This is a genomic window from Bacteroidota bacterium (assembly GCA_018266835.1).
Taxonomy (GTDB): Bacteria; Bacteroidota; Ignavibacteria; order Tepidaquicellales; family Tepidaquicellaceae; genus JAFDZO01.
On the sequence record JAFDZP010000005.1, the window covers coordinates 77018 to 102275 of the forward strand.

The 25258-nt window shown below is 34.5% G+C and carries 21 protein-coding genes; 1 reads left to right on the forward strand and 20 read right to left on the reverse strand.

What is annotated here, in order from left to right; genetic code table 11:
• Positions 1-19: 19 nt before the first annotated feature.
• Complete coding sequence (miaA, locus tag JST55_13290; GenBank protein MBS1494483.1) at positions 20-952, reverse strand: tRNA (adenosine(37)-N6)-dimethylallyltransferase MiaA; 933 nt, start codon at positions 950-952, stop codon at positions 20-22.
• Positions 953-1035: 83 nt separating this feature from the next.
• Positions 1036-3186: a T9SS type A sorting domain-containing protein gene (locus JST55_13295; protein MBS1494484.1), complete on the reverse strand. Its 2151-nt coding sequence runs from the start codon at positions 3184-3186 to the stop codon at positions 1036-1038.
• Between the two features lie 127 nt (positions 3187-3313).
• Between JST55_13295 and JST55_13300 the strand changes: the two genes are divergently transcribed.
• A complete protein-coding gene (locus JST55_13300) occupies positions 3314-3721 on the forward strand; it encodes a hypothetical protein (GenBank protein ID MBS1494485.1) in 408 nt (135 codons plus the stop codon).
• On the opposite strand, the gene JST55_13305 is transcribed toward JST55_13300, so the two are convergent.
• The 18 genes from JST55_13305 to JST55_13390 are packed head-to-tail and all read right to left on the reverse strand — an operon-like array spanning position 3718 to position 25255.
• Positions 3718-4560 (reverse strand): glycosyltransferase, encoded by an 843-nt coding sequence (locus JST55_13305; GenBank protein ID MBS1494486.1) that lies wholly within the window; start codon positions 4558-4560, stop codon positions 3718-3720. The genes JST55_13300 and JST55_13305 overlap by 4 nt on opposite strands.
• 33 nt (positions 4561-4593) lie before the next feature.
• Positions 4594-5436, reverse strand: a complete 843-nt coding sequence (locus JST55_13310; GenBank protein ID MBS1494487.1) for a glycosyltransferase family 2 protein — start codon at positions 5434-5436, stop codon at positions 4594-4596.
• Positions 5437-5475: 39 nt separating this feature from the next.
• Entirely contained in the window at positions 5476-6969 is a 1494-nt protein-coding gene (locus JST55_13315) for an O-antigen ligase family protein (protein MBS1494488.1), read from the reverse strand.
• Positions 6970-7932, reverse strand: coding sequence for a glycosyltransferase family 2 protein (locus JST55_13320; protein MBS1494489.1), 963 nt, complete (start codon positions 7930-7932; stop codon positions 6970-6972).
• 17 nt (positions 7933-7949) lie between these two features.
• Positions 7950-8114 carry a hypothetical protein gene (locus JST55_13325; protein MBS1494490.1) on the reverse strand — a complete coding sequence of 55 codons (165 nt, stop codon included), beginning with the start codon at positions 8112-8114 and terminating at the stop codon, positions 7950-7952.
• The gene (locus tag JST55_13330) at positions 8111-8731 is read right to left on the reverse strand and encodes an acyltransferase (GenBank protein MBS1494491.1); all 621 of its coding nucleotides are present in this window, start codon (positions 8729-8731) and stop codon (positions 8111-8113) included. The genes JST55_13325 and JST55_13330 overlap by 4 nt, the downstream gene beginning before the upstream one ends.
• On the reverse strand, positions 8731-9948 hold the full coding sequence (locus JST55_13335) for a glycosyltransferase (GenBank protein ID MBS1494492.1): 1218 nt from the start codon (positions 9946-9948) through the stop codon (positions 8731-8733). The genes JST55_13330 and JST55_13335 overlap by 1 nt, the downstream gene beginning before the upstream one ends.
• Positions 9949-11295, reverse strand: coding sequence for a flippase (locus JST55_13340; protein MBS1494493.1), 1347 nt, complete (start codon positions 11293-11295; stop codon positions 9949-9951).
• Positions 11296-11316: 21 nt separating this feature from the next.
• On the reverse strand, positions 11317-13647 hold the full coding sequence (locus tag JST55_13345; GenBank protein ID MBS1494494.1) for a glycosyltransferase: 2331 nt from the start codon (positions 13645-13647) through the stop codon (positions 11317-11319).
• 45 nt (positions 13648-13692) lie between these two features.
• Positions 13693-15903: an AAA family ATPase gene (locus tag JST55_13350; GenBank protein ID MBS1494495.1), complete on the reverse strand. Its 2211-nt coding sequence runs from the start codon at positions 15901-15903 to the stop codon at positions 13693-13695.
• Positions 15904-16617 carry a TolC family protein gene (locus JST55_13355; protein MBS1494496.1) on the reverse strand — a complete coding sequence of 238 codons (714 nt, stop codon included), beginning with the start codon at positions 16615-16617 and terminating at the stop codon, positions 15904-15906.
• Between the two features lie 25 nt (positions 16618-16642).
• Positions 16643-17593: an SDR family oxidoreductase gene (locus JST55_13360; GenBank protein ID MBS1494497.1), complete on the reverse strand. Its 951-nt coding sequence runs from the start codon at positions 17591-17593 to the stop codon at positions 16643-16645.
• On the reverse strand, positions 17590-18915 hold the full coding sequence (locus JST55_13365) for a UDP-glucose/GDP-mannose dehydrogenase family protein (protein ID MBS1494498.1): 1326 nt from the start codon (positions 18913-18915) through the stop codon (positions 17590-17592). The genes JST55_13360 and JST55_13365 overlap by 4 nt, the downstream gene beginning before the upstream one ends.
• 35 nt (positions 18916-18950) lie before the next feature.
• The gene (locus JST55_13370; GenBank protein ID MBS1494499.1) at positions 18951-21425 is read right to left on the reverse strand and encodes a glycogen/starch/alpha-glucan phosphorylase; all 2475 of its coding nucleotides are present in this window, start codon (positions 21423-21425) and stop codon (positions 18951-18953) included.
• Positions 21426-21433: 8 nt separating this feature from the next.
• Positions 21434-21982 (reverse strand): dTDP-4-dehydrorhamnose 3,5-epimerase, encoded by a 549-nt coding sequence (gene rfbC / locus JST55_13375; protein MBS1494500.1) that lies wholly within the window; start codon positions 21980-21982, stop codon positions 21434-21436.
• Positions 21979-22845, reverse strand: a complete 867-nt coding sequence (gene rfbA, locus JST55_13380; protein ID MBS1494501.1) for a glucose-1-phosphate thymidylyltransferase RfbA — start codon at positions 22843-22845, stop codon at positions 21979-21981. Before rfbA ends, rfbC begins: the two co-directional genes overlap by 4 nt.
• 31 nt (positions 22846-22876) lie before the next feature.
• Positions 22877-24673: a sugar transferase gene (locus JST55_13385; GenBank protein ID MBS1494502.1), complete on the reverse strand. Its 1797-nt coding sequence runs from the start codon at positions 24671-24673 to the stop codon at positions 22877-22879.
• Positions 24674-25255 carry an ATP-binding protein gene (locus tag JST55_13390; GenBank protein ID MBS1494503.1) on the reverse strand — a complete coding sequence of 194 codons (582 nt, stop codon included), beginning with the start codon at positions 25253-25255 and terminating at the stop codon, positions 24674-24676.
• Positions 25256-25258 lie beyond the last annotated feature (3 nt).

The window sequence follows — 25258 nt, forward strand, 5'->3', positions numbered from 1 at the left end:
TTAATTAAAAATATTTTAATTAATTATTTTTGAAGAGATATAATGCCTCATGAGTGAGCTCTTCGATTGGTTTTTCTTCAGTTACTTCCAGCCAAAGGATTCTGGTATCGGCTTTAAACCATGTCATCTGTCGTTTAGCATATCTGCGTGTATTCTGTTTTATCAGCTCTACCATATCTTTATAATCAAGCTGTCCTTCAAGATAGCCGAACACTTCTTTAATTCCCACTGTATTTAGCGAGTTATATGTCTGCCAGTGATATCCGTTGCTTTTTAATCTTTCAACTTCATCTATGAGTCCGTTTTCAATCATTTCATCTACACGTTTATTAATTCTTTCATATAAAAATTTTCTTTCTAGATATAACCCTACCTGCACTGTTCTGAAATTGATTTCGATTTTCTGCTGCTGTAACTCCGACATTTTTTTTCCGCTGGCAAAATATACTTCAAGTGCGCGTATGATTCTTCTGGTATTTGAAGGCAGCATTGTTGATGCTGCAATCTTATCAATTTCTTTCAGTTCATTATAAATAAAATCTTTGCCTTTATCTTTTAAAAGCTGATAAAGATTTTTTCTTACATTTTCATCATGCACTTCCTCTTCAAAAAATCCGTCGATAAGTGAACGGATATATAATCCGCTTCCGCCGCAGATTATTGGCTGCACTCCTCTATCAAAAATTTCATCAACTCGTTTACGCCCGGCTTTACCAAACTCACCTGCTGTAAACTTTTCTGTCAAATTTAATTCCTGCAGAAAATAATGTTTAACTCCCTGTCTTTCTTCAATTGATGGTGTTGCTGTGGATACCGGAATATGCTTGTAGTTTTGCCTGGAATCGGCGGAAATAACTTCCCCCTCGAGTTGTTTTGCGGTTTCAATTGCAAGTTTTGTTTTTCCTGATGCAGTAGGCCCTACTATTGCTAATACTTTTCTTTTAGATGCCATTAAATAAAAACGTTGTTACCTCATAAAAAAGCCGATGGCATTTTTCAATACCACCGGCATTAAACTGATATATAAAATATTTACTATTTAACTAATAGCATTTTTTTAGTTACAGAACCATTCTCTGTTACAAGTTTATAGAAATATATTCCTGAACCTAATGAAGATGCATCAAATTTCACTTCGTAACTTCCTGCATTTCTTACGCCTTCGAGTAATGTTTCAACTTCCCTTCCCATTTCATTGTACACTACTAATTTTACACTACCGCTTCTTACTAAATCAAATTTAATATTAGTAGACGGATTGAACGGATTCGGATAGTTCTGATACAAATCAAACTTCGTTGGAATATTTGTAGAGACTGTTGTTTCTTCTGCCCTTGTAATTACATTATATGCTATTGAAAGCTTTTGAAGATTAGTTGTCTGTTGCGCTAACATATATGCTTTTTCCATTACAATTATACCCGCGCCGGCTCCTGTAGTAATATTGCTCGTAAAGAATGAAGCACCTGAGTTAGTCGTCGAATAGCCTGTAGAACCGCTGTATGTGCCTGTGAGATAAACATTAGGGTCTTCACGGCAAATATCTGAACCCCAGCCTGAACCGCTCATGGTATAAATGTTTGTCCAGGTATCACCGTAATCAGTTGTCTTATATACAGGTGTTGAAAATGTTGTAGCATACCCTATTGACTTATCAAATATACTGTTCGCAATGGATGGAATTTCACTTCCGCTGTATGTCATACGTAATGACCAGTTAACACCGGAATCCGTTGATTTATATATTCTGGATGAACTGCTTTCGCCAACATAAAGAACGTTTGCGCTATCATACATTACTGCTATATCGCATGGACTTACAAACGGGAAAGTGCTGATTTGTGTAAATGTAGAACCGTAATCTGTTGATTTATAAAATCCGCCCCCGTCAGGTACATAATAATATCTGTTAGGTGCATTCTGGTCCTGCTCTAATGGCTGACCGTAAGAACTGAAATTTCTTGCTATTGAAACTGTCCAGTTAGCTCCGTAGTTAGTAGATTTTACAACTACGTCTGTGGAAGATTCGCAGGCCGCAACCATTATATTTGTATCAATAGGATTAACATAGAATGAATGTGTCCTTGAAAGTGTTTGTCCTGCAACTGCAATAGTACCAATCTGTGTCCAGTTATCACCTCTGTTAGAGCTTCTGTAAATTGCAGTGTTGTAAACAACGAACATTGCATCTCTGTTATTCGGATGCGGGCAAAGAGTATTACCTATACTGCCTGAAGCTGTGAGTTTTGTTGACCATGTATATGTTGCTGTTGCGCCTGCTGTAAGATTCCAGTTAGCGCCGCCGTTAGTTGTTTTTATTATTGCATCGTTCATGCTGCTGACTGCATAACCTATTGTAGAATTGTAATACAGAATATCTACAAGATTAGCCATCATGGGATTAACTTCAAATTTTAAAAACTTACTGCTACCGGATGTATTATTTCTTATAAAACCGCCGCCGCCGCATACCCTTATGTTATCTATATCCGTTCCTGTAACTCCTCTTATATCTGTTACAATTCTCATATTTACTTGGGAAAAACTTCCGGTGCCTGTTTTCATTAAACAAATTCCGTACTCACCAACTACGCAAATACCTCCTGCAAAATATCTTGCCTTAATTAAATTCCTTGTAGTTGTAGAAGGATATGAAATCCATGTCAAACCTGCATTTACAGTTACATAAATTGCTCCGCCATCACCTACAGCAACTCCGTTAAGATTACCGGAGAATGAAATTGAATTTAATTTTACTGTATTAGGTATGCCTGAATTTCTTAAACTCCATGATGCTCCACCGTTCGTAGTCCAGTAAACTTCTCCGCCGTTTCCACAGACAAATGCATTCATATCATCAATAATTGCCACTGAATTTAAAGAAACAGAACTGACGTTGGAAATATTCAAAGGATTATTTCCGGGTTTGGATTTAAAAACTTTTCCGTTATCACTAACAGCAAATACTGTACTGTCATATGCAGCAATGTATTTAAAGTTATAACCGGGAATTATATTTTTTGACCAGGTTGTTCCTCCGTTCGATGAGCGTAAAACATTTCCGTTATCGCCGACTGCAATAACGTTAACTCCATCGGGAGTTGCTATGCTGTTCAAACCCTGAGAAAATGAATTTGAATAAATTAAAATGAAGGGTAAAACTGCAAAGAGTAAGTACTTTTTCATAGAAAAATTTGTTTGGTAAACCTAAAATTTTTAGATTGAAAATTCAATACTTTTAGACGTATGAAAATCGCAAAAATACTTACTAAATAACATTTTTTATATTCATAATATCTGCTAAATTGCAACAATGAAAAATAACGCTCCCGCTTCTAAAGCCCCAATAGAAGAAAGATTAAAATCGTTTGAAGATGTAGATGTAAGATCCGGTGAAAGAGATCCCGCTGCACTTGATGAGTTTATAGTTCTATTGGAAGATAATTATGTAGATAGTGACGAAGCTTTTAAGTATGTATTGAAAAGAAGACTATCGAAAATTATTTCAATTGTCATTGGAATAATTTTAAACATAATCGGATTCGCTTTAATTATTGTACCAATGCCGACAGATTATAACGACGTGGTATTATTAAGAGCAACTCCTCAGAACGGATTGCATCTCTCAGATGTTTTCGGCTTTGCAGAAATAATTGGAGTGGTAATTGTTTTTATAGGAACGCTCCTTATCTTTTACGGAGCTAAGAGAAGTAAAAGTTAATCTACTTTCTGCGGCTTATGAAATATGTATTCATAAATTCTGGAAATTTCTTTTTTAGTTCTTCGTTTCACTGCACCCCATATTGAACCATCTGCCATTAATCTTCTTGCTTCTGTCCAGACTCTTGCGCCATGTTTTACATATTGAATTTTACCGTAGTTCATTAACTGAAAAGCCATCCATCCGTCTTCCCATATTGTTCTGTTCAGATTATAACCGCCGACTTTTAATGCATCTTCTCTTCTGTATGCTGAATTAAATCCCATTACATTTAAATACCCTCTTCTTTTTCTTCTTAATGCAAACAGAGTTTCAGAAACAATTTCATAAATTCCCATCGAAAATCGCGAAGTAGTACCGGGAGGAATAAAAGAGTAAGGTCCGTAAGCAACTGCAACAGATTCATCTTTAAGAACATCTACGTAAGCATCAATCCATGTTACCGGATATAACGAATCACTATCAGCGCTCAGATAATATTTACCTTTAGCAGTTTCAAGACCCATTTGCCTTGTATAACTTATACCCTGCTTCGGATTAAAAATAGATTTCACTCCGCAGCGATCTAAAAGCTCCTGAGTTCTATCAGTAGAGTTATTATTTACAAAAATTATTTCAGTAGGATATTTTGTTTCTAATTTGGAGAGAGTATAAATGGTGTGTGCAATATTCAGTTCTTCATTCCATACAGGAATTACAACTGATACTTCAGGTTCAGGATGATGAAATTTTTTAAATCTTTCTGATACGCCTTTATAAAAATCCGGGCTTAAATCATCTACTCCTTTATATTCAAATAAATTTTCTTTAACCCAGTCCGGAATTGAAAATCTCGACATTCTATAATTAAATTGTCGGAATATTACTATTTATTAGCTAAATTTAAATTTATTTATATTGTCCGAAATCTTTGGAGTAGCTTTTTTTACTCTTTTCATAAAGGCTCTTACAAGGCTGCCGTCTGCATTTATTCTTCTTGCAGTTGTCCATACTCTTGTCCCTTCAGTTTTCACAAATTTAATTTTGCCTAATTCCTGCAATGTCATTGCCATCCATCCGTCTGACCATCTGGGACGTGACGTATTGAATCCTCCGACTTTTCTACCGTCTTCAGTTCTGAATCCGAAATTAAATCCTAATACATTAAGGAATTCTTTGTTTCTTCTTCTCACTCTGAAATAATTAGTAGTTATAATTTCATATATGGCAAAATATTTTCTTCTTGATAATCCGTACTGTGGAATGAAGGAATAAGGACCGTAAACAACTGTAATGGATTCATCTTCAAGATGTTTTATATATTCATTAAGCCATTCGGGATGATAGATTGAATCTCCGTCAACGCATAAGTGGTATTTTCCTTTTGCCATTTCAAGCCCGAGCTGGCGAGTATAGCTAATACCCTGCCTGGTTTGCGAAAACGTCTTTACACCTAATTTATCGAGAATCTCCTGAGTTCTATCGGTAGAATTATTGTTTACTACAATCAATTCAGTTCTATGGTTCAAATTTAATTTTGATAAAGAAAACAATGTTTGAACAATATTTTCCTCTTCATTATAAACCGGCATTACAATAGAAACGGTTGGATTATTCGTGGAAAATTTTGAAAGGTTTTGCTTCAACTCAGATACAAATTCAGCTGAGAGTTTATCAAAATCACGTGGAATTTCAAGTATGCCCAAAACCCACTTAGGAAGTCTAAATGGAATCATATATTAACAGTTAGTTTTGTATAAAACGCATTATATCAATTATTGTACCAAACTATTCTCAGTTTGAGTATCAAATTGCCTGCATTTGTTAATTATCGCTATTGCAACAAAAAAAAGATAGTTTATAGGGTACTGCCCGATTGCTTCCTGTGGAAAATTTGCTAATGTTAAAGAGTAAACCACCGTCAACATACCCAATGAAATCGTTTTTAACATCGGATCTTTTATTCTCAAATAATCTTTAATTCCTTCTTTAAACACAATAAAAAGCATCAAACAGAACAAAAATAGTCCAATCCAGCCCATTTCTACAGCTATTCTAACGTATCCGCTATCCGGTGGAAAATTTGCTAAAGGAGACCAGGGCGAGAATTTTTTACCCCACTCACCAACACTTCCTAATCCTCCACCCATTGGGTGAGTCTGAATGAACGGCTGAATAAATTTCTGATTCCTGACTCTGACCTGATAAGAAGCATCATCACTTGGCTTAAAAGCTGACTGCAATCTTACGAGATTTGGATTAGATGAAGGAATATTTAATAGTATCATTACTATAAAAAATAGCACTCCCCCTGTTATCAGGATATTTTTCTTAAACTTAACAATGGAGTAAAATAAAAATCCTGCCGGCGGTAATATAAACGCAGCACGTGTTCCTGAGAATAGCATACCATAAATCATAAGGCAGCCTAATGTATATAAGAATACCTTTTTGTACAATCTGAACGGTCCGCCTGCCAAAATAAAGCAAAGCATTCCTGTAAAGCACATCGAGAATCCATAAACAAGCGGGTCAGAGAAAAATGAGAACATTCTGAACTTCCCTGCCTGAAACAGCAGCATATATCTACCCTTATCTGCCATTATCCAGTTCAATTCAAACGGAAGCAAACCGAAAAACTCCTGATTGTATCCATATATCATAGCGAAAGTCATGAACAGCAGCCAGATTTTTATAAGAAGGAACAGGAATTTTTTTGAATCAATTGCATACATCAAAAGAAAATACATAATCGTAAATCCTGCAAATCCGCGTACTGTGTAAAGCCATGCTAATCTTGATTCTGCCCATGGGTTCGCGCCTTCGAGCAGGTTATAAAGTATCCAGACTAAAATAATTTTGCTTATGGGGTTTTTTGCAAAGCTCCAGTCCCTTTCATTTATCTGCCTTATAAAAAGTCCGAACAGCATCACAACAATCATTACATCCATTAATATACCCAATGGAATATCATCTAATATCCTCTTTGCTCCCAGAAATACAAATGACAACATTATTGTAAATGAAATACCGAACTTGAGATTGAACATGCTGGCAATGATGAGCGGAGAGCCGATTAATAATGCTCCTAATACACCGCCGATTTTTATTCCGCCGAATGAAATTGCTGCAGCTATAAATCCTGAGCAGAGTATAAGGAAGAAAATGCCGAGGGAATTATTTAATTTTTCTTCAAATATCTTCTGCCACAATAAAGAGAAGAAAGATTTTTTAGGGGCAGAGTCAATATTTATTTCAAAATTAAACAATTAATTGCTGATTAAGCTATCTGAAGTAAAATGCCATTTGATTGTCTGTGAATATACTTTCAGTTGTTCAGTATCTTCCTCTGTAGATTTTCCTGTAAGCTTATGAAGAATAAACTTTAATGAAAAAATAATTTCCCATAGGAACAGAAAAATAAATGCGCGGATTCTGTAGAAGTAATAAGTAAGCGGATTGTAATGCTTCTTTATATATAAATACAAACTTTTGTAATTCTGAATGAACATTGCAGCTCTGCGTTGGCGTGAGCTTGATTTGCCGAAATGAATAATTTCAACATCGTGAAGGAAAATTGATTTATAACCTGCTTTTCTGATTCTCATAAAATAATCCATCTCTTCTGCATATATAAAAAATCTTGCATCGAGCATACCGGCTTTTTTATAACATTCTTCCGAAACTAAAAATACTGCGCCATAAGCCCAGTCAATTTCACGGGTATCATTATGGTCCCAGAATGACATGAACATCTTTTTAGTATTCAGCTTAGATAACATTCCGGCAAAAAATCGATTCTCAAAAAATGAAGACCAGAACGAAAAGAAATTGTTAACCGATTTCTGCAAAGTCATATCGTCATTCAGTAATTTACTTACAACACATCCTACACCTTTATCTTTATTTGCAAGAAGGTAATCCATCATCTTATCTATTGCTCCTTTGAGTACAAGGGTATCAGGATTTAAGAATAAAATATTTTTACCTGTAGCTATTTCAAGTCCCTGATTGTTGGCAGGCGCAAATCCATTATTGGTTTTATTTGCAATAAGTTTCACATCCGGGAATTCTTCACGAACCATACCTGCTGAATCATCCGGTGAATCGTTATCTACAACAACAATTTCAAATGTATATTTTTTCGTCTCATCATAAACCGATTGAAGACACTTTCTCAAAAGCCCTTTAGTATTCCAGCTGACTATTATAATTGATAGATCTTTCTGCATTAAATCAAAAATAAAAATTAAAAGAAAACAATTTTAACAAAAAATCCGAACGTACTTACAAATGCAAATGCAATTGCAATTTTTTCTATTAGCAATGTCTTTTTATCAAGATCAAAATCGCAGTAATCGCAAGTACCAAACTGATTCAATTTCTTATTACACTTCGTACACTTTTCTGTCATGACTTTACCCTTTCCCAGAGTTTAGTTTCAGGATTATATTGCTTAATTAACTTTGCAGGATTTCCTCCCACAATTGAAAACGGCGGAACATCCTTTGTTACAACACTTCCTGCAGCAACAACTGAATGCTTGCCTACTGTAACTCCTGCTGTAATAACTGCGTTGGCTCCTATCCATACATCATCTGAAATAGTAATCTGTTTAACAGAAACCGGCTGTATGGAAGGTGGAGTGTTAATATCTTCATAACCGTGATTTAATCCGCTAAGTACAATATTCTGTGCAAACATCACATCATTGCCTATTGTTACGGGTCCTATTACTACGTTCCCAAGTCCTATTCGCGTTCTGTCGCCAATTATTACGTCGCCAACTCCGTTATTTACGGTTGCAAAATCCTCAACTGTTGAATTGACTCCTAAATAAAATTTATTAAATGGAAGCACGTCCATACGCGTTCTTCTGCAAACAGTTGCTCCCTTTGCTTTTTTATGAATTATAGGATTGACAAACCACCTAACCCAAAGCCTTGGTTTTGCCTGATTCTTAGGCATCAACGCCCAAAGTACAAACTTTTTTAATCCCGGATTGTTTTTTATTTTATCCTGTAATCCCATTATAGTTCAAGTTCCTCTTTTGTTTGTAATACATCATTCATAGCTTTATAAATTTCTACAACGTTGTTTTCCCAGGTATGTGTCATTGCAAAGTCTCTTCTTCGTTTAGCTTCTTTAGTATTGTTTGAGTTCAAAGCAGCTTCAATTGATTCAATGTAACCCTCTTTATTTCTTGCAAGATAACAGTAATCTGCGAAAACTTCCATAGCAGTTGTTGCCGTAGCTACAGTAGGTTTTCCCATAGCTAAATATTCGTCAATTTTTCGCGGATAATTCCCGATTGTAACTTCATTTACAAGCTGCGGATTTATGCAGACATCAAATGCTTTAACATATAACGGCAGCTCTTCCATCTTTTTTGCGCCAAGGAAATGAACGTTTGAAAAAGAATGAAGCCTGCTATTCTTAAAATTATCATCTTCCGGTCCGACTAAAACAATATTCCATTGCGGGCGGTTCTCAGCAATGAATTCAAGCAGCTTTATATCCAGTCTGAGACCAACTAACGCTCCTACATATCCAATTATTGGTGACTTTATTATTTTTATATCATCAGGTATATCCGTCATTAAATTAGGATTGAACAAACTTAAATCACATCCCTGACCAACGTAATATGAATTCGGATTAAACTGTCTGCAATAATCAGCTAAATAAGTTGAATTAGCCGTACATAAATCAGATTTTCTTATTAATTCTGCTTCAATTCTGATGCCGTGCTTTTTCCAATAATCGACTGCAATGAGGTTATCCCTGCTATAATAAATATATAACTCCGGTTTCAAAAATTCCTTTAAATAGAAACTGCGGAACATATCGCTGTCATTAAAAATGAAAAATTTATCGAAGTTTAATCTCTTAAGCGCTTTTGAAATCTGATATGCAAATTTTGTGTTATTTCTTTTATTAAAAAAATTGAATATGCCTTCTAAACTGATCCAGTTTATTGATTGTAAAGTAGTTCTCGGGTAAAGCGTCCAGATGTTTTCACCAACCTGTTCTAAATCATCCCTTTCGTTTTTTATTATTGCCAGTCTCTTCCGGATTTTTTCATCATTCTTTCCCTTCATAATGGTTCGCGAATCCAATGGGAAATTCACATACAGCACTCTGTTATCTTTTGCAAATTCTTTTGCAATGTTTATACAATTGCTTCCGATATCATTATCCCATGCCTGCAAGCCCGTTATTACTATGTCTCTTCCGGTAATTTTCATTTACCCTCTAAGTTTTCTTGTTTTAAGAACGTGCAGTCCTTTATTAAATCCGTCAACATAGAACTTCCACATGTAAATAAAAGTATGATGAAATTTAATATTCAGTTCCCGGTATAAAATAACCTGACTGATGACTAAGAAAATCAGTAAAGCTGTGAACGTTCCGAATGCTGCACCTATTAGGCCGAATGTCGAAATGAAAAAATAATTCGTACCTATGTTAATTACAGCAATAAAAACTAAAAGATAAAAATTTGTCTTCGGCTTCCCTATTGAATCCATCGTTGTTCCAAACTGTCTAATATAAGGCTGAATAAGCGTTGCCAGAATAATAATTTGTAATATAGGAGCAGCCTCAACGTAATCTTTACCGGCAATGATTATAATAATCCATTTTGAGAATATCAGACACGCTATTGTTACAGGCAAAATCATTGCAACAAGCAAACCGACTGACCTCTCATACAAATATGTAACCGCTTCCTTACCGTGCGTTTCAATTCTTTTTGCGCTTTGCGGAAAAACTATTGCAGCTACCGATGATAACGGGACTTCAACAAAATTTGTGACTCTGTTTGCCGCATTAAAAATAGCTACTGAAGATACAGGCATTAAGTAACCAAGCATCATCTGGTCAATGCTTGTGTAAATCATAGAAGAGATGTTAGTACCAAATACATACTTACCGTAATGGAAAAGCTTTTTTACCCATTCCCACTCAAGTTTATAAGTAATCTTCCAGTAATTTTTTACAAAAAAGTATGAAAGAACTGCTCCAAGCAATGCGCCTATAGACATCATCCATACAAGTTCATATAACTTTATATCGTGATTATAATACCATGATAAAAAAATAAAGATGAACAGCACTCCCTGCCGGATAAGATTGCTGTAGAAAATCCCTTTAAAATCTAAATTAGACTGCTGTATAAAATTAAACTGGTAATAAAAAATTAATATTACTGTGGTAATGGCGTACAGATAAAACATCATTTCAAGCTGCGGTGAGTGCCATAAGTTACTCATGAAATGTGCGAGTCCCGATAACACAATAACAGAAAAAATTGTAACTATTACATTCAATGAGAGCGAAGCAGTCAGAATTTTCGGATAATCTTCTGCTGAAGCCGTTGCGCAATACTTAATCTGAGCATTTTGTATCAATCCGCCGCGGGCGACTTCTATCAACGCAGTTACAGAAACAAACAATGCCCATGCACCTAAATCGTCTTTGCTCAGTAAACGCACAAGTATATAAAATCCGCCGAATCCCGTTATCAGAGAAGTTACACGCTGTCCCATTGTGTAAATCCCCGACTTCATCCAATATGAATCTTTTGCAAACAATCTTATATCAGTTCAATAATTTTAAAAATGTCCCATGTAGGAATACAGCTGCTCATTTTCTTTTACTAACTTTTTAAGGTCAAATTCTCTTACAACTGTATTGCGTGCTTCTTCACCAAGTTTAATTCTTTGATTTTTATCATTGATGAGAGAAACAATTTTATCAGCAAGCTCAACAAAGTTACCTACTCCGAATAAATACCCGTTGAAATTATCTTTCAATGCTTCATTGGTGCCCTTAATATTAGTGGCAATACATGCCTTCTTCATTGCCATAGCTTCAAGCAATGCAAGAGGCACAACTTCCCAAAGTGAAGGGAGAACAAAAATATCAGTGGAGTATAAAATATTTTTTACATCCTGCCTGAACGGGACAAACTTTATTTTGTCATAAATGTTAAGTGTGTGGCTAAGCTCAACGCAGTCTTTTCTTAATTCACCTTCGCCGACCATTAAAAATTTTGCATCAGGAATTTTATCGAGAACAATTTTAGCAGCATTTACGAATGTCTGCGGATCTTTCTGATACGTAAGTCTTGCAATAAATAAAATAACTACATCGCTATCAGAGAATCCAAATTCCTCCCTTATGTTTTTCATACTGCTATCGGGTGTATATAAAGATGTATCTATGCTGTTGTATATCAGTTTGAAATTTGCATCGGGAGCTAATTCCCTTCCTTTACTTAAATCTGCCTGTGAACCGCATACAACCAAATCAGATTTTTTTAAAAGGAATTTTTCGCTCAGCTTCCTTAAGTCAGTAACCATTTTAGATAAGCCTGAGTGGAAGGACCAGCCATGCACTGTATAAATAGCAGTGAGGTTTGTTTTTAATGCCTGAATAAGAGTATTACTTCCTGCACGGGTTCCATGAATATGCAGAATATCAATACACTCTTTTTCAAAAATATTTTTAACTTTGGGATATGCGGAAACTGAAAACGGAGATTCAGTATTAACTACATAAGTTTTAATGCCGACTTTCTTTAAAGCAGTTACCATTGCACCCGGAGAAAAACTAAGCACTACCGGTTCAAATTTATTTTTATCAAGATTTGTAACCAGATTATATAAGTATGTTTCACCTCCCCCGAACGAACCCTGTCTTATAGAGTGTAGCACTTTAATTTTTGTTGAGTTACTGTTGATTCCTTTTTGCTTTAATACATCATCTATAGTTAAAAGCTTTGTATGCTCCGTTTCCATAAAATCTTTATTCGAGCGCTTTATTTTTAAGAGCGCCATGATCTGATTGAACATAAACAGAGGAATACCCCACATCGATTTCCAGATTTCCTTTTCAACATTGCTTAATAATAACGCAGCATTAAAATTCAAAACAAATATTACAATTGCGCATAACCAGACAATGAACATCTGCTTATCAACAAAAAAATTGAATATGAAAAAGAATCCGCTGCACAGAATAAGAATGAATAACGGAGGAAGAAAAATATTTAAACCGAATAAAAATTGGTTCCAGCTGAAATTTATAATTCCCTGAAATATTATCTGAACGGCCTTTAATGAATATTTGAAATAAGAATTAATCCATCTGGTTCTTTGTCTTTCAACCTGTTCACCTGATGATACTTTCTCATCATAGATTATTGCATCACGTGCAAATGCTATATGAAATCCCTTTGCAACTATTTCAGCCTGCAGAAGTTTATCTTCTGCTACAATAACTTTATCAGAACCGGATTCATATTGATTCAGATGATCAACATACAGATTGTAATCAATTGCCATTCCTGAACCGGCAATCGGTGAAGATGAACGTAGTTTATAAGGAGCATACTTATTTACGTAATTATAATAATATTCACCCATTGCATCAAGTGATGCATAAACTGTCTCCACATTTTTTGCAGTTCTTCTTCCCTGCACCGCTTTATATCCGTTATTGAAAAATAAATTCATCTTAGAAAACATCTGCGGATGTGCAAGATTGTCAGGGTCAAATATTATTACTGCTTCATGCTTTCTGTTGAAATTATCTATTGCATAGCGTATTGATTTTACTTTGGAACCGAGCTTTTCTTCCGGACGTAAAATTACAACTTTGTCATTCTGAAAATTAATATTACTCACATCACACTGATCTGCAACTAAGTAAACAATGTAATTTTCATATTTTTGTTTAAGAATTGAATCTACGCAATGAACAGCAATCACCGCATCTTTGTAAGCAGTAATGACTGCAGCGAAATCGTATTTCTTATCGAAATTTTTTTTTAATTTCTTACGCGGTATTAGTATGGAAAAGAATAGATTAAAAAACGGAAGGAGCAGAAAAAATATCAGGAATAACTGAAATACGAATAATATTGTTTGTAATAAGCTCAAGATTCAGAAACATTAAAATTCAGTTTGAATTACTATTAAGACAGATTATTTCTTCTTAACTTTAAGCGGCTCACCGTAAACCTGTTCAAGATTATCCATTGTAACTTTATTTAATATCGCTCCAATGTATTTCTGTTCGATTTTTTTAACGAATGCAATCGAATTTCTATCCGCTTCATCTACTGAGTTCAACGCAGAAAATACAGTTGTGAATGCATCTACATAAGATATAAGTTCTTTTGAATCGGAGTATTTATTTAATGAAGTACCTTCAAAGAAAATGTAATCATACTTATCTTTAACTTCAGAAATCTTTCTTGTAATTATATCAGAAGGCGCAACTTCACTTACAGAATACATTCCGCCTTTGCAGCCGATGATATCGATATTATTCACAGATGTTTCAGTCACAGCAGTAGATAATGACAATTCTCCGCGCAAATAACTTTCCAGATTAGGATTTGCCTTAAACATCTTTGTAAGAGTATTATTCTTAAAATTCGAATCCAATATTAAAACCTTCTTTCCCGTAATTGCAAAAGAATATGCGAGACATGAAATTATAAGCGACTTCCCTTCACCGGATCTAGTACTTGTGAACAAAAGAGTTTTGGAATCTGTCATTCTCTGCGCAAGCTCATATCTTATGATTCTTAATAATTCTTTAAACGTCTCTGAATTCGTATCGTACCTTGCAGTATTCTCGGTAAAAATTGAATTCAAATCAATCTTACCTTCTTCTAGTAAATTCAGGTAGCCAAGTAAATTAAGTCCAGTATATTTTGAAAATTGCTTTGGTGCTTTTATTGTTACATCAAGATACTCAAGAACAAAAATTACAACTATACAAAGTATTAAGCTTATAAATCCTGCCATTATTATAAGGAGAATTTTTTTTGAAGCTTCAGGAGGACCCGGAATGCCATACTCAATTTGCTTTAATGTTCCCTTCGTAACGTTTTCAATTCTTGCAAGATTTAATTTATTAAGAATTAAAAGATATACATCTGCAGCTACCGTAATTTCTCTTTCAAGAGCAGAAATAGAAGCTTCTATAGGAGCAAAACTTACTACGATTTGCCTTAAACGAGCAAGTTCTTTATCCATAGATTCAACAGAGTACTTAGCAACAACTAAGTCCAGTTCGTAATCAATTCTTTTGGTAACCAATTCCTGTTTCGGTACATCGGGATTGTATAAATATTCATCGGAAGATTTTTTAATTTCAGCATCGAGACTTGTTTTGAGGCTATTTAAAGAATCATTAACTACTTTAGGTGAATAGCCTTTTGAAATTAGTTCATTGGAGTAATCTGTTACTCTTTGTTTCATTTCAGCAATCTTCTTAGAGTAAGGAGTATTACCTGCTTCTAAATATTTTTTCTCTTTATCTGTGAATCGGTTATCAATATCCTTAACCGCCTTAGATGAAGATGTTATTTTTTTATTTTCTCCTTCACGAGAAAGTTCAAGATCCGAAATCTGATTTACTAAAGATTTTGTCTGTTCGTAAATATTAATTACACCGTTTTGCTGTTTATAGGTTTTCAGCGCATTTACTTTTTCATCAAGTTCTTTTTTCTTTTGCTCGGCAAGCTCAGTATAATAAGCAACTGAAGCATCTGCCCTTTGAGAAGAAGAGGTATCATAATATTTCAGAAAAGCTTCAGTAACTGAATTTACCACCAAGGCGCTTAGATATGGATTTTCGGACTCGTAAGCAATTTGAATAAAGTCACTGGAACCTAATCTCTCAACTTTTAATTTCTTAAGAATATTTACTTCATCGTATCCGCAGCTCTCAATAAGCTGAATCATCCCTCTCTCATCTTCATTCTGAAAATCAAGGGACTTCATTGAATCAAGATGCTGCTGAATTATTTCCCTCGCATGATTTTTTGCCTGAGTGTTTAAGTTATTAAAGATCTTGGATTTTTTAGAAAAAGGATTAGGATCAGTTAAATCATGAAGTATTAATTTATATCCTACTAAATCCATTACCTGTTTGGATTTAATTACTTCAATAAGGTTGCTGAATTTTACGGCAACGTTATCAAAAGAAAATCCGCCTTTATCACCTTCACTAATTGAAATTTTATTTTCCTGGGTAATACCTGTAGCAATTTGTGCCTGCGACTTATAGACTTCAGGAATATTTTTAGTAAGGAAATATGCGATAACTATTGCAATGATTGGAACAATTAGCAATAGTAATTTTCTTCTTCGTAAAACTTTTATGAAGCTTAAAAAATCCATTTATTTTATGTCTTCAAGTTTAATTCCTACAAGTTGTTCTAAATCCGCTTTATTGAACATCATATCCATTTCAGCTACTGCCTGTCTTTCAAGATTATCTGTGTAAGTTCTTAGTGCCCTGTCATATTCTTCAAGATTAACCTGCCCTTGTTCATACTTATATTTTACCATAGTGAGTGAGGTCTGAGCATCATTAACTGCCTGAGTTCTGATTTTCATCAAATTGATATTACCAATATAATGTGCATATCTTTTAGAAACCTCGCTTCTGATATATAGCTTCTGCTGAGTAACCTGAAGCTTGGCTCTTTCAAGATAATATTTGCCTTGTGTAATTTTACTTGGAGTCGTGAAAATAGAACCGATATTAATACTTACGCCAATGCCGAATTTTGGAAGCGATGAATTGTCATTCGGATTTGTTGTAGTACCCGGCTGCGGATTATATTGATAAGTTAAATTCAGGTTATCAAGCCATGACCACTTTCTCTGAAATAAATCTTCTTCCTGAACTCCGACTAAATATCTGAAGGCAAGATTATCAGGATAATTCTGCCATGCTATATATATAAGCTTTTCAAGATAGTCTGTTGTATCCGGATTTTGAGGAATCAGTTTTAAAGTATCAATTAAGTTTTTAGGCTCTTTATCCTGACTGTACGCTAAACCGAATGTTGTTAGTAAGAAAATTATTACTAAAAAGTATTTAGTCATCAAATAAATTTCGGGGTATAAATTTTTATTGTTTATTTAATACAGTCTTAAAATATTCGTATGTAATTTTCAAGCCATCTTCTCTGTTAATCTTAGGTTCCCATCCTAAAATTTCACGCGCTTTTGTAATATCGGGCTGACGTTGTTTTGGGTCATCAACAGGCAATGGATTGTAAACAATTTTTTGCTTTGTACCAGTAAGCTTTATAATTTCTTCTGCAAATTGTTTAATAGTTATTTCTGCGGGATTACCGATATTAACCGGTGATGAATAATTACTCAGCAGTAATCTGTAAATACCATCAACCAAGTCTGAAACATAGCAGAATGAACGTGTCTGTGAACCGTCTCCAAATACAGTTATATCTTCTCCTCTTAAAGCTTGGCCAATAAAAGCAGGTAACGCTCTTCCGTCATTTAACCTCATTCGTGGTCCGTAAGTATTGAAGATTCTTATAATTCTTGTTTCTACTTTGTGATAAGTGTGGTACGCCATTGTAATAGCTTCCATGAATCTCTTTGCTTCATCATAAACTCCGCGCGGACCAACAGGATTTACATTTCCCCAGTATTCTTCCTTCTGCGGATGAACTTCAGGGTCTCCATAAATTTCAGATGTTGATGCAACAAGTATTCTTGCTCCTTTTTCTTTTGCGAGACCTAGTGCATTATGAGTTCCTAAAGAACCGACTTTAAGAGTCTGTATTGGAATTTTTAGGTAATCAATAGGACTTGCAGGAGATGCAAAATGTAAAATATAATCCAGCTTACCGGGCACATGAATAAACTTTGTTACATCATGATGATAAAATTCAAATTCACTTAAAGGGAACAAATGCTGAATGTTATCAAGTGAGCCCGTACTAAGATTATCCATCGCAATAACATGATAACCTTCTTTTACAAATCTATCACATAAGTGCGATCCTAAAAATCCGGCTCCGCCTGTTATTAGAACTCTTTTTTTAACGCTCATTTTATATCCTGCCTTCCTATACTATAATAAGTGAACCCTAATTCTCTCATTTTTTCAGGCGTAAAAATATTCCTTCCGTCAAAAATAATGGGTTCTGATAATTTTTCTTTTAAAACTTCAAAATCAGGATTCCTGAATTCATTCCATTCCGTGAAAACAAGTAAAGCATCGGCATTATCTAAAGTTTCATATTCTCCGCTTGCATATGTAATAGTATCTTTTAAGTAAACCTTAGAAGTGTCAATCGCAGCAGGGTCATATGCACTTACGGTTGCACCGTTTTTTAATAATTCGTTAATAATTATTACAGATGGAGCTTCACGCATATCATCAGTATTTGGCTTAAATGCAAGTCCCCAGGCAGCAAAGTGTTTACCTTTAATATTGCCTTTGTAATGGTCAAGAATTTTGCTCACAAGTACTGTTTTCTGCGCGTTATTTACCTTGTTAACTTCAGTCAAGATAGTCATTTCTGAGCTATATTCCAAAGAAGTTTTTATTAAAGCATTAACATCTTTAGGGAAACATGAGCCACCATAACCTATACCCGGAAATAAAAATCTTTTACCGATTCTGTTATCTGCAGCCATACCTTTTCTGACCAAATCAATATTTGCACCGACTTTCTCACAGAAATTAGCAAGCTGATTCATAAAAGTAATTCTCATCGCAAGGTATGAATTTCCTGCATACTTTGTGACTTCTGCGCTTTCAGTATTCATTTCGATTATAGGATTTCCCTGTCTGACAAAAGGTTCATATAATTCGCGCATTACATCAAGAGCTTTTTGATCTTCAGCTCCGATTACAATTCTATCCGGTTTCATGAAATCTTCAACAGCAAATCCTTCTCGTAAGAATTCAGGATTTGAAACTACATCAAAGTTTGTAACACCATGTTTGGAAACTTCATGTTTTACTTTTTGCGCAGTCCCTACCGGTACAGTGCTTTTATTTACAATTATTTTATAATCGGTTACATTATTTTCTTTCATAATTTTTCCGATATTATCTGCAACTCCCATTACAAATTTTAAATCTGCAGAACCGTCGCCGCCCATCGGCGTAGGCAGGCATAAAAATATAACATCGTTATTCAATACTGCTTCTTTTAAATCACCTGTAAACAGCAATCTTTTTTTTGCTATGTTTCTATAAAAAATTATTTCAAGTCCGGGTTCATAAATAGTGACTTCTGCATTTTTTAATTTTTCCAATTTTACCGGATCATTATCTACACATGTTACCTGAACGCCCATTTCAGCAAAACATGTTCCTGATACCAAACCTACATATCCTGTACCAACTAATGCTACATTCATTTTATATCTCCTTTATAATTAAGTATTGTTAAGTTTTAAATTTTATACGGTGAAATATGCCAGATATCTCTTGCATATTCCGATATAGTTCTATCGCTTGAAAATTTTCCGATTCTTGCGACGTTTAAAATTGATTTTTTATTCCAGCTCTTTTTATCTAAATAAGTCTGTTCGACTAAAAGCTGAGTGTTTATATAATTTTCAAAATCAGCTAAGACAAAATAGTTATCAACATGAAGTAAGTCATCAATTATAGATTGAAATACTCCCGGTTCATCTTTGCTGAAAACATTATATTGAATCTGATTTAAAATCTTTTGCAAAGTTTCACTCTTATTGTAATAATCCATAGGAGTATAACCTGTCTCCTTCATATATGCTACTTCATCTGCCTTCAATCCGAATATAAAAATATTATCGTCACCTACCTCTTCAAGAATTTCAACATTAGCGCCGTCTAACGTTCCGATTGTTAAAGCACCGTTAAGCGCAAACTTCATATTGCCTGTACCCGATGCTTCAAGACCCGCAGTAGATATTTGCTCAGATAAATCCGCAGCCGGTATAATTTTTTCTGCAAGCGATACGGAATAATTCGGAATAAATAAAACTTTTAATGTATCACCGACTTCTTTATCGTTATTTATAACCCGCGCAATATTGTTTATGAGCTTAATAATAAGCTTTGCCTTGTCATATCCGGGAGCTGCTTTACCGCCAAATAAAATCGTTCGGGGAACCTTAACAGAATCCGGATTGATTTTAATTCTATTATATAAATGAATTACATGCAGGGCATTCAGCAGCTGTCTTTTATATTCATGAATTCTTTTAACTTGTACATCAAAAAGAGATTCAGGATTTATTTTTATGTTATGATTCTTCTCAATATAAGCAATTAAAGCCTGCTTATTTAACCATTTTGCGTTCATCCAGTTCTCTACAAATTCCTCTTCATCAGCAAACTTTTCAAGCTTCCTTAATTTATCTAAATCCTTTACCCATCCTTTACCGATCTTATCTGTAATTAAGCCTGATAAAAATGGATTAGCCTTCTTTAAAAATCTTCTTGGAGTAATTCCGTTTGTTTTGTTATTAAACTTTTCCGGATATAAATCATAAAAATGTTTGAAGATAGTATCCTTTAAAATCTGAGTATGCAATGCAGCTACACCATTGACTGAATGCGAACCGATTATGGCAAGATTTGCCATTTTAATGTACTTTGTTTCACCTTCTCTTATAATTGATAACTTTGCAATCGTTGGAATATCATTCTTTACATTTTTTTTTACTTCATGTAAAAAATTTGCATTAATATCATAAATAATCTGCAAATGCCTTGGAAGCAATTTACCGAATAAATCAATCGACCACTCTTCCATAGCCTCAGGAACTACAGTATGATTCGTATATCCAAAGGTATTTGTAGTTATTTTCCAGCTTTCTTCCCAGCTAAGTCCTTCTTCATCTAATAGCACTCTCATCAGTTCAGGAATTGCAATTGTAGGGTGTGTATCATTCAATTGCAAAGCATTCTTATCAGCAAACTGTGAAAAATCTTTATGATTTTTTTTATAGTTCTTAATTATATCCTGTATAGTTGCTGATACGAAAAAATACTGCTGCTTCAGTCTTAAAATCTTTCCATGCTGAAATGAATCGTTCGGGTATAAAACTTTAGAGATAATTTCCGAATCATTCTTGCTTTGTACTGCTGAGAAATAATCCCCCTTATTAAAATCCTGAAGCTTGAATTCATGAGTTGATTTCGCTTGCCATAATCTTAAAGTATTTACCGTCTCATTTTTGTATCCGGGAATAGGAGTATCATATGCGACTGCAAGCACATCGTCTGTATTTACCCATTTGCATCTATTGTTTCCCTTTTCATCTTTATATATTTCAACTGTGCCGAAAAATTTTACTCTATATAAAATTTCAGGTCTTATAACTTCCCATGGATTTCCGTATGAAAGCCAGTCATCGGGTTTTTCTATCTGTGCGCCGGTTTCATCAAACTCCTGTTCAAAAATTCCGTATTCATATCTTATTCCATATCCGAAAGCAGGAATTTGCAGAGTAGAAAGTGAATCCAAAAAACATGCTGCAAGCCTTCCAAGACCGCCATTACCAAGTCCCATATCGTGCTCAACTTCACGGATATCTTCAAGCTTGTAACCAATCTGCTCTAATAAATGAAAACACTTATTGTAATAATCTAAATTAATGAGTGAGTTGCCGAGTAATCTTCCCATTAAAAACTCCATGGAAAGATAATGAACTTTCTTTACATCATCTTTAAAATAAATTTTCTGAGTGCGTATCCAGTCATGCATCATCTTATCTCGTATAGTATGAGCCAGCCCTTTGAATGCATCATCCTGAGTGAGTGTGTGTTTATCTTTTCCTAAATCATATTCAATATGTTCGGCAAGCTTTGTAAGCAGGTCGAATTTTCTGCCCGAGTCGTAATCAGTAAAATATGGCGAGTTGTCTTTAAATCCCATTGTTAATTTCAATAAATAAAATCTCTTTCTATTTCTTTAAATTTTTTTGCAACTAAATCTTTTCCGGATACTAAAGGCTCTTCGATATTCCAGGGAATATTCAAATCTTCGTCGTTATATAAAATTGCTCTTTCATCTTTAGGACTATAGAGCTGAGTACACTTGTAATGAAAAATTGCTTCATCGGATGTAACACAAAATCCGTGTGCAAATCCCGGAGGTATCCAGATCAAATTGTGGTCAGTATCGTTAAGCTCACACATCACATATTTTCCAAATGTAGGCGAACCGAATCTTATATCAACAGCAACATCAAGCACAGTTCCCTGAATCACCTGACAAAGTTTACCCTGCGCTTTTTCACCTATCTGATAATGCAACCCTCTAATAGTTCCCTTTTTACTTTTAGAAATATTATCCTGAACAAATTCGTAATCAACACCATGTTCAAGCAGATTTTTTTTGCTGTATGATTCAAAAAAATATCCTCTGTGGTCTCCGAAAACTGTCGGCTGTATTAATAGAACTTCTTTTAAATCTGATTGTACTATTTTCAATTCTTATGTCTTTCTACTTTTTCTAAATATGTTCTGTATAACGATTTCGGCAGCGCATTTATAATTTCATCAAACTGTTCATTTGTAATATATTTCATGTGATATGCAACTTCTTCAAGGCATGCGACCTTCAGTCCCTGCCTGTCTTCGATTACTCCGAAGAAATTTGAAGCCTGAAGTAAAGCCTCAGGTGTTCCTGTATCAAGCCATGCTATTCCGCGTCCGATGCGCTCTACTTTTAATTCACCGAGTTTTAAATATTCAACGTTAACGTCGGTAATTTCTAATTCACCTCTTGGTGATGGTTTCAGATTTTTTGAAATCTCTACAACTCTGTTATCATAAACATATAATCCAGGTACTGCATAATTTGATTTGGGCTTGCTTGGCTTCTCTTCAATCGATAAAACTTTTCCTGTCTCATCAAACTCAACTATACCATAACGTTCAGGATCATTTACTCTGTAACCGAATATCGTTCCACCTGTATTATGTTTTATTGCGTCGTACATGAATTGTAAGTTACCGTAAAATATATTATCGCCAAGAATCAATGTCACACTGTCATTACCAATGAATTCTTCTCCGAGTATAAAAGACTGCGCTATTCCGTTTGGCTGTTCTTGTAATACATATTCAATATTGATGCCGTATCTTGAACCGTTTCCGAATAACTTTTCATACCATGGTAAAGTCTCTGCATTTGAAATTATTAGAATATCTTTAATTCCTGACAGCATTAAAACAGAAAGCGGATAATAAATAAGCGGCTTATCATAGATAAGACATAACTGCTTGCTGTAAATTTGTGTGATAGGATATAATCGTGAGCCTGAACCGCCTGCTAATATAATGCCTTTCATTTTATTAGATGTAATTAATTTTTAAAAATTGCTATACGGCGCCTGTTCTTTTTACAACTGACTTGAACGTCTCAAACAACATTTTCAAATAGCCCTTATATGATTTAAATTCTGTGTACTCCCCTAAATATTCTTCATCTTCATGCGAAAGATTTTCCATCACTGACTGATATGTATCGTGCAGCGCTCTTTCTTCAGCAGTAAGATTCGAACGTCCCCTTGCCTGCCAGAATCCTGCAAGTCCGAGCTTTCCCTGAAATCTTACCTGCGCAACATCGGATAAATCTATAACTCCGTTATCAATTTCTGATTTCAATCCTTTATCAAGTAACTCCTTAGCTTCATATGTAGGCAATGCCCATATACCGACTAAACTCATTTGCCCTTTAAGCACATTCCAGAATAAAGGGAGTTCATCGATTGAAGTCTTTCTTAAAATTTTTCCTACCTTTGTTACTCTCGGGTCATTCTCAATTTTTCTGAACGGACCTGTGTCATATTTATTCTTCAGTTCTTTTATTCTTGCATCTGCATCTACGTACATAGTTCTAAATACATAATACTTGACTGCCTTCTCTTTGAAATAAACGTACTGATGATTTCCTTTCGTCTCAACTTCCGGAGCTTTCAATCTTTTTGATATATAAAATACGGGACCTTTGGAATCTAACTTTATCAATACTGCAACAACTGCAAAAATCGGTGTGAGAAACAATAAAGCAAAAAAAGCTACAAGCCTATCCGTAGCATTTATTAAAAATAAATTAAACTTTGTTTTGAATGGTATCAGCCTGTGTGACTTCAGTACATTATCATCATCCACGTACATTCCGAAGTTTGCGGAGACGCTCATGTGGTAATTCTGATTAACAACGGAATCTTTTATATCGACATCTTTTCCAATGTATGTATTGCTAAGGATGACTGATTTACTCAACGAAGCATTTTCATCTATAAATAACTCTTTGCCAAGAACTAACGGACCCTCAAGTTTTACTCCTTTACAAATAGTTGTATTCTCTCCGATGATTATCGGAGGTTTAAAATTTTCAACCTGAAGATTATTAAATTTTACAGAAGGATGTATATAAATTCCTTCAGATAATTTTTCTGTTCCCGATACTCCTTCGTGATCATACTTGCATAATCTCATATTCAATTCCCAGTACTCTTCAAGCGAATCAATATTGCTCCAGTCATCATTTGTTACATAACAGTTAACTACAATATTTTTTTCAAGTAAAGCAGGAATCAAATCCTGTACAATGCTTGAAACACTTTTATCAGGCATGTGTTCAAAAATTGCAGGTTCAAAAATATAAACTCCGCAGTTTATATATTCATCATTTATATTTTCAGATTCGGATATGCTTTTTAAATTACTCTTTCCGTCTAATTCTGCTTTCCAGTCTTTATTTTTTTTCGATGTTTTCTTTATGCATAGTGTAGCAATGGAATTACTTTCCTTGTGATATTTTATTAAGGCATTTAGATTTATATTATGGTAGCTGTCCCCGGTAAGGACTATGAATGTTTCCTTAAAAAAACTCTTTACTCTTTTTATTGCGCCTGCTGTGCCGCAAAGATTTTTTTCAATCGAGTAAGAAATATTTAAATCATATTTAGAACCGTCGCCGAAACATTTATCAATTTGTTCAGGAAGGTAATGCAGATTTACTTTTATGTCTTTTATGTTGTGCTTCCTGCAAAGCTCAAGTGAGTATTGCATCACAGGTTTATTGCAAACCGGAAGCATTGGTTTTGGAATGGATAGTGTCAGTGGTTTTAATCTTTCGCCTAGTCCGGCAGCAAGTATCATTGCTTTCATCTATGCTTCTTCTCCTTTTAAGTTCTTCACAATTGCAAAAATGTCTTTTCCTGTTTCAGTTCTTTGATAACTTACTTTATCGGATAAACATGCTATAAGATACAAACCATAGTGTTCAGGAATCTCTTTATTTGTTTTACTTATCTTGCCTGTTTTTTTGTGATACAATTCCATGCTGTATTTTCCGGTAACTTTGCTCAGCACTAAATTTTCCTCGTCTCTGTAAACTATAAATTCCTTACTTAATATTTCATCTTTGTAAGGAGGCGCATTCCATTCAATATAATTTCCTTCTTCATCAATTGTTTTGATCATAAATCCTTCACCGAGCGTTTCAATTTCAATTTTCAGTTCTGTATCTGATAAAGTGTATTTTAAGGCAACGTTACTGCTTCTAGAATGAGAAACTGCATTTGAAAAAAGCTCATATATCAAAACTCTTAAGTCCTGAATGAATTTATCTTTATCTTCTTCCCTGCTAAACTTTGCCTTTGACTTCACAAGTATTTCCGCAGTGTCATTGACAAAGTGAATATAATCAACTGAGCTGTTTATTATTAATGAGACGCTTTCTTCTTTCATTAA

Excerpts from the sequence above, each read along its gene's own strand:
- miaA (MBS1494483.1), bottom strand. The coding sequence starts at position 952 with ATGGCATCTAAAAGAAAAGTATTAGCAATAGTAGGGCCTACTGCATCA.
- JST55_13295 (MBS1494484.1), bottom strand. The coding sequence starts at position 3,186 with ATGAAAAAGTACTTACTCTTTGCAGTTTTACCCTTCATTTTAATTTAT.
- JST55_13300 (MBS1494485.1), top strand. The coding sequence starts at position 3,314 with ATGAAAAATAACGCTCCCGCTTCTAAAGCCCCAATAGAAGAAAGATTA.
- JST55_13305 (MBS1494486.1), bottom strand. The coding sequence starts at position 4,560 with ATGTCGAGATTTTCAATTCCGGACTGGGTTAAAGAAAATTTATTTGAA.
- JST55_13310 (MBS1494487.1), bottom strand. The coding sequence starts at position 5,436 with ATGATTCCATTTAGACTTCCTAAGTGGGTTTTGGGCATACTTGAAATT.
- JST55_13320 (MBS1494489.1), bottom strand. The coding sequence starts at position 7,932 with ATGCAGAAAGATCTATCAATTATAATAGTCAGCTGGAATACTAAAGGG.
- JST55_13325 (MBS1494490.1), bottom strand. The coding sequence starts at position 8,114 with ATGACAGAAAAGTGTACGAAGTGTAATAAGAAATTGAATCAGTTTGGT.
- JST55_13330 (MBS1494491.1), bottom strand. The coding sequence starts at position 8,731 with ATGGGATTACAGGATAAAATAAAAAACAATCCGGGATTAAAAAAGTTT.
- JST55_13335 (MBS1494492.1), bottom strand. The coding sequence starts at position 9,948 with ATGAAAATTACCGGAAGAGACATAGTAATAACGGGCTTGCAGGCATGG.
- JST55_13350 (MBS1494495.1), bottom strand. The coding sequence starts at position 15,903 with ATGGATTTTTTAAGCTTCATAAAAGTTTTACGAAGAAGAAAATTACTA.
- JST55_13355 (MBS1494496.1), bottom strand. The coding sequence starts at position 16,617 with ATGACTAAATACTTTTTAGTAATAATTTTCTTACTAACAACATTCGGT.
- JST55_13360 (MBS1494497.1), bottom strand. The coding sequence starts at position 17,593 with ATGAGCGTTAAAAAAAGAGTTCTAATAACAGGCGGAGCCGGATTTTTA.
- JST55_13365 (MBS1494498.1), bottom strand. The coding sequence starts at position 18,915 with ATGAATGTAGCATTAGTTGGTACAGGATATGTAGGTTTGGTATCAGGA.
- JST55_13370 (MBS1494499.1), bottom strand. The coding sequence starts at position 21,425 with ATGGGATTTAAAGACAACTCGCCATATTTTACTGATTACGACTCGGGC.
- rfbA (MBS1494501.1), bottom strand. The coding sequence starts at position 22,845 with ATGAAAGGCATTATATTAGCAGGCGGTTCAGGCTCACGATTATATCCT.
- JST55_13385 (MBS1494502.1), bottom strand. The coding sequence starts at position 24,673 with ATGAAAGCAATGATACTTGCTGCCGGACTAGGCGAAAGATTAAAACCA.
- JST55_13390 (MBS1494503.1), bottom strand. The coding sequence starts at position 25,255 with ATGAAAGAAGAAAGCGTCTCATTAATAATAAACAGCTCAGTTGATTAT.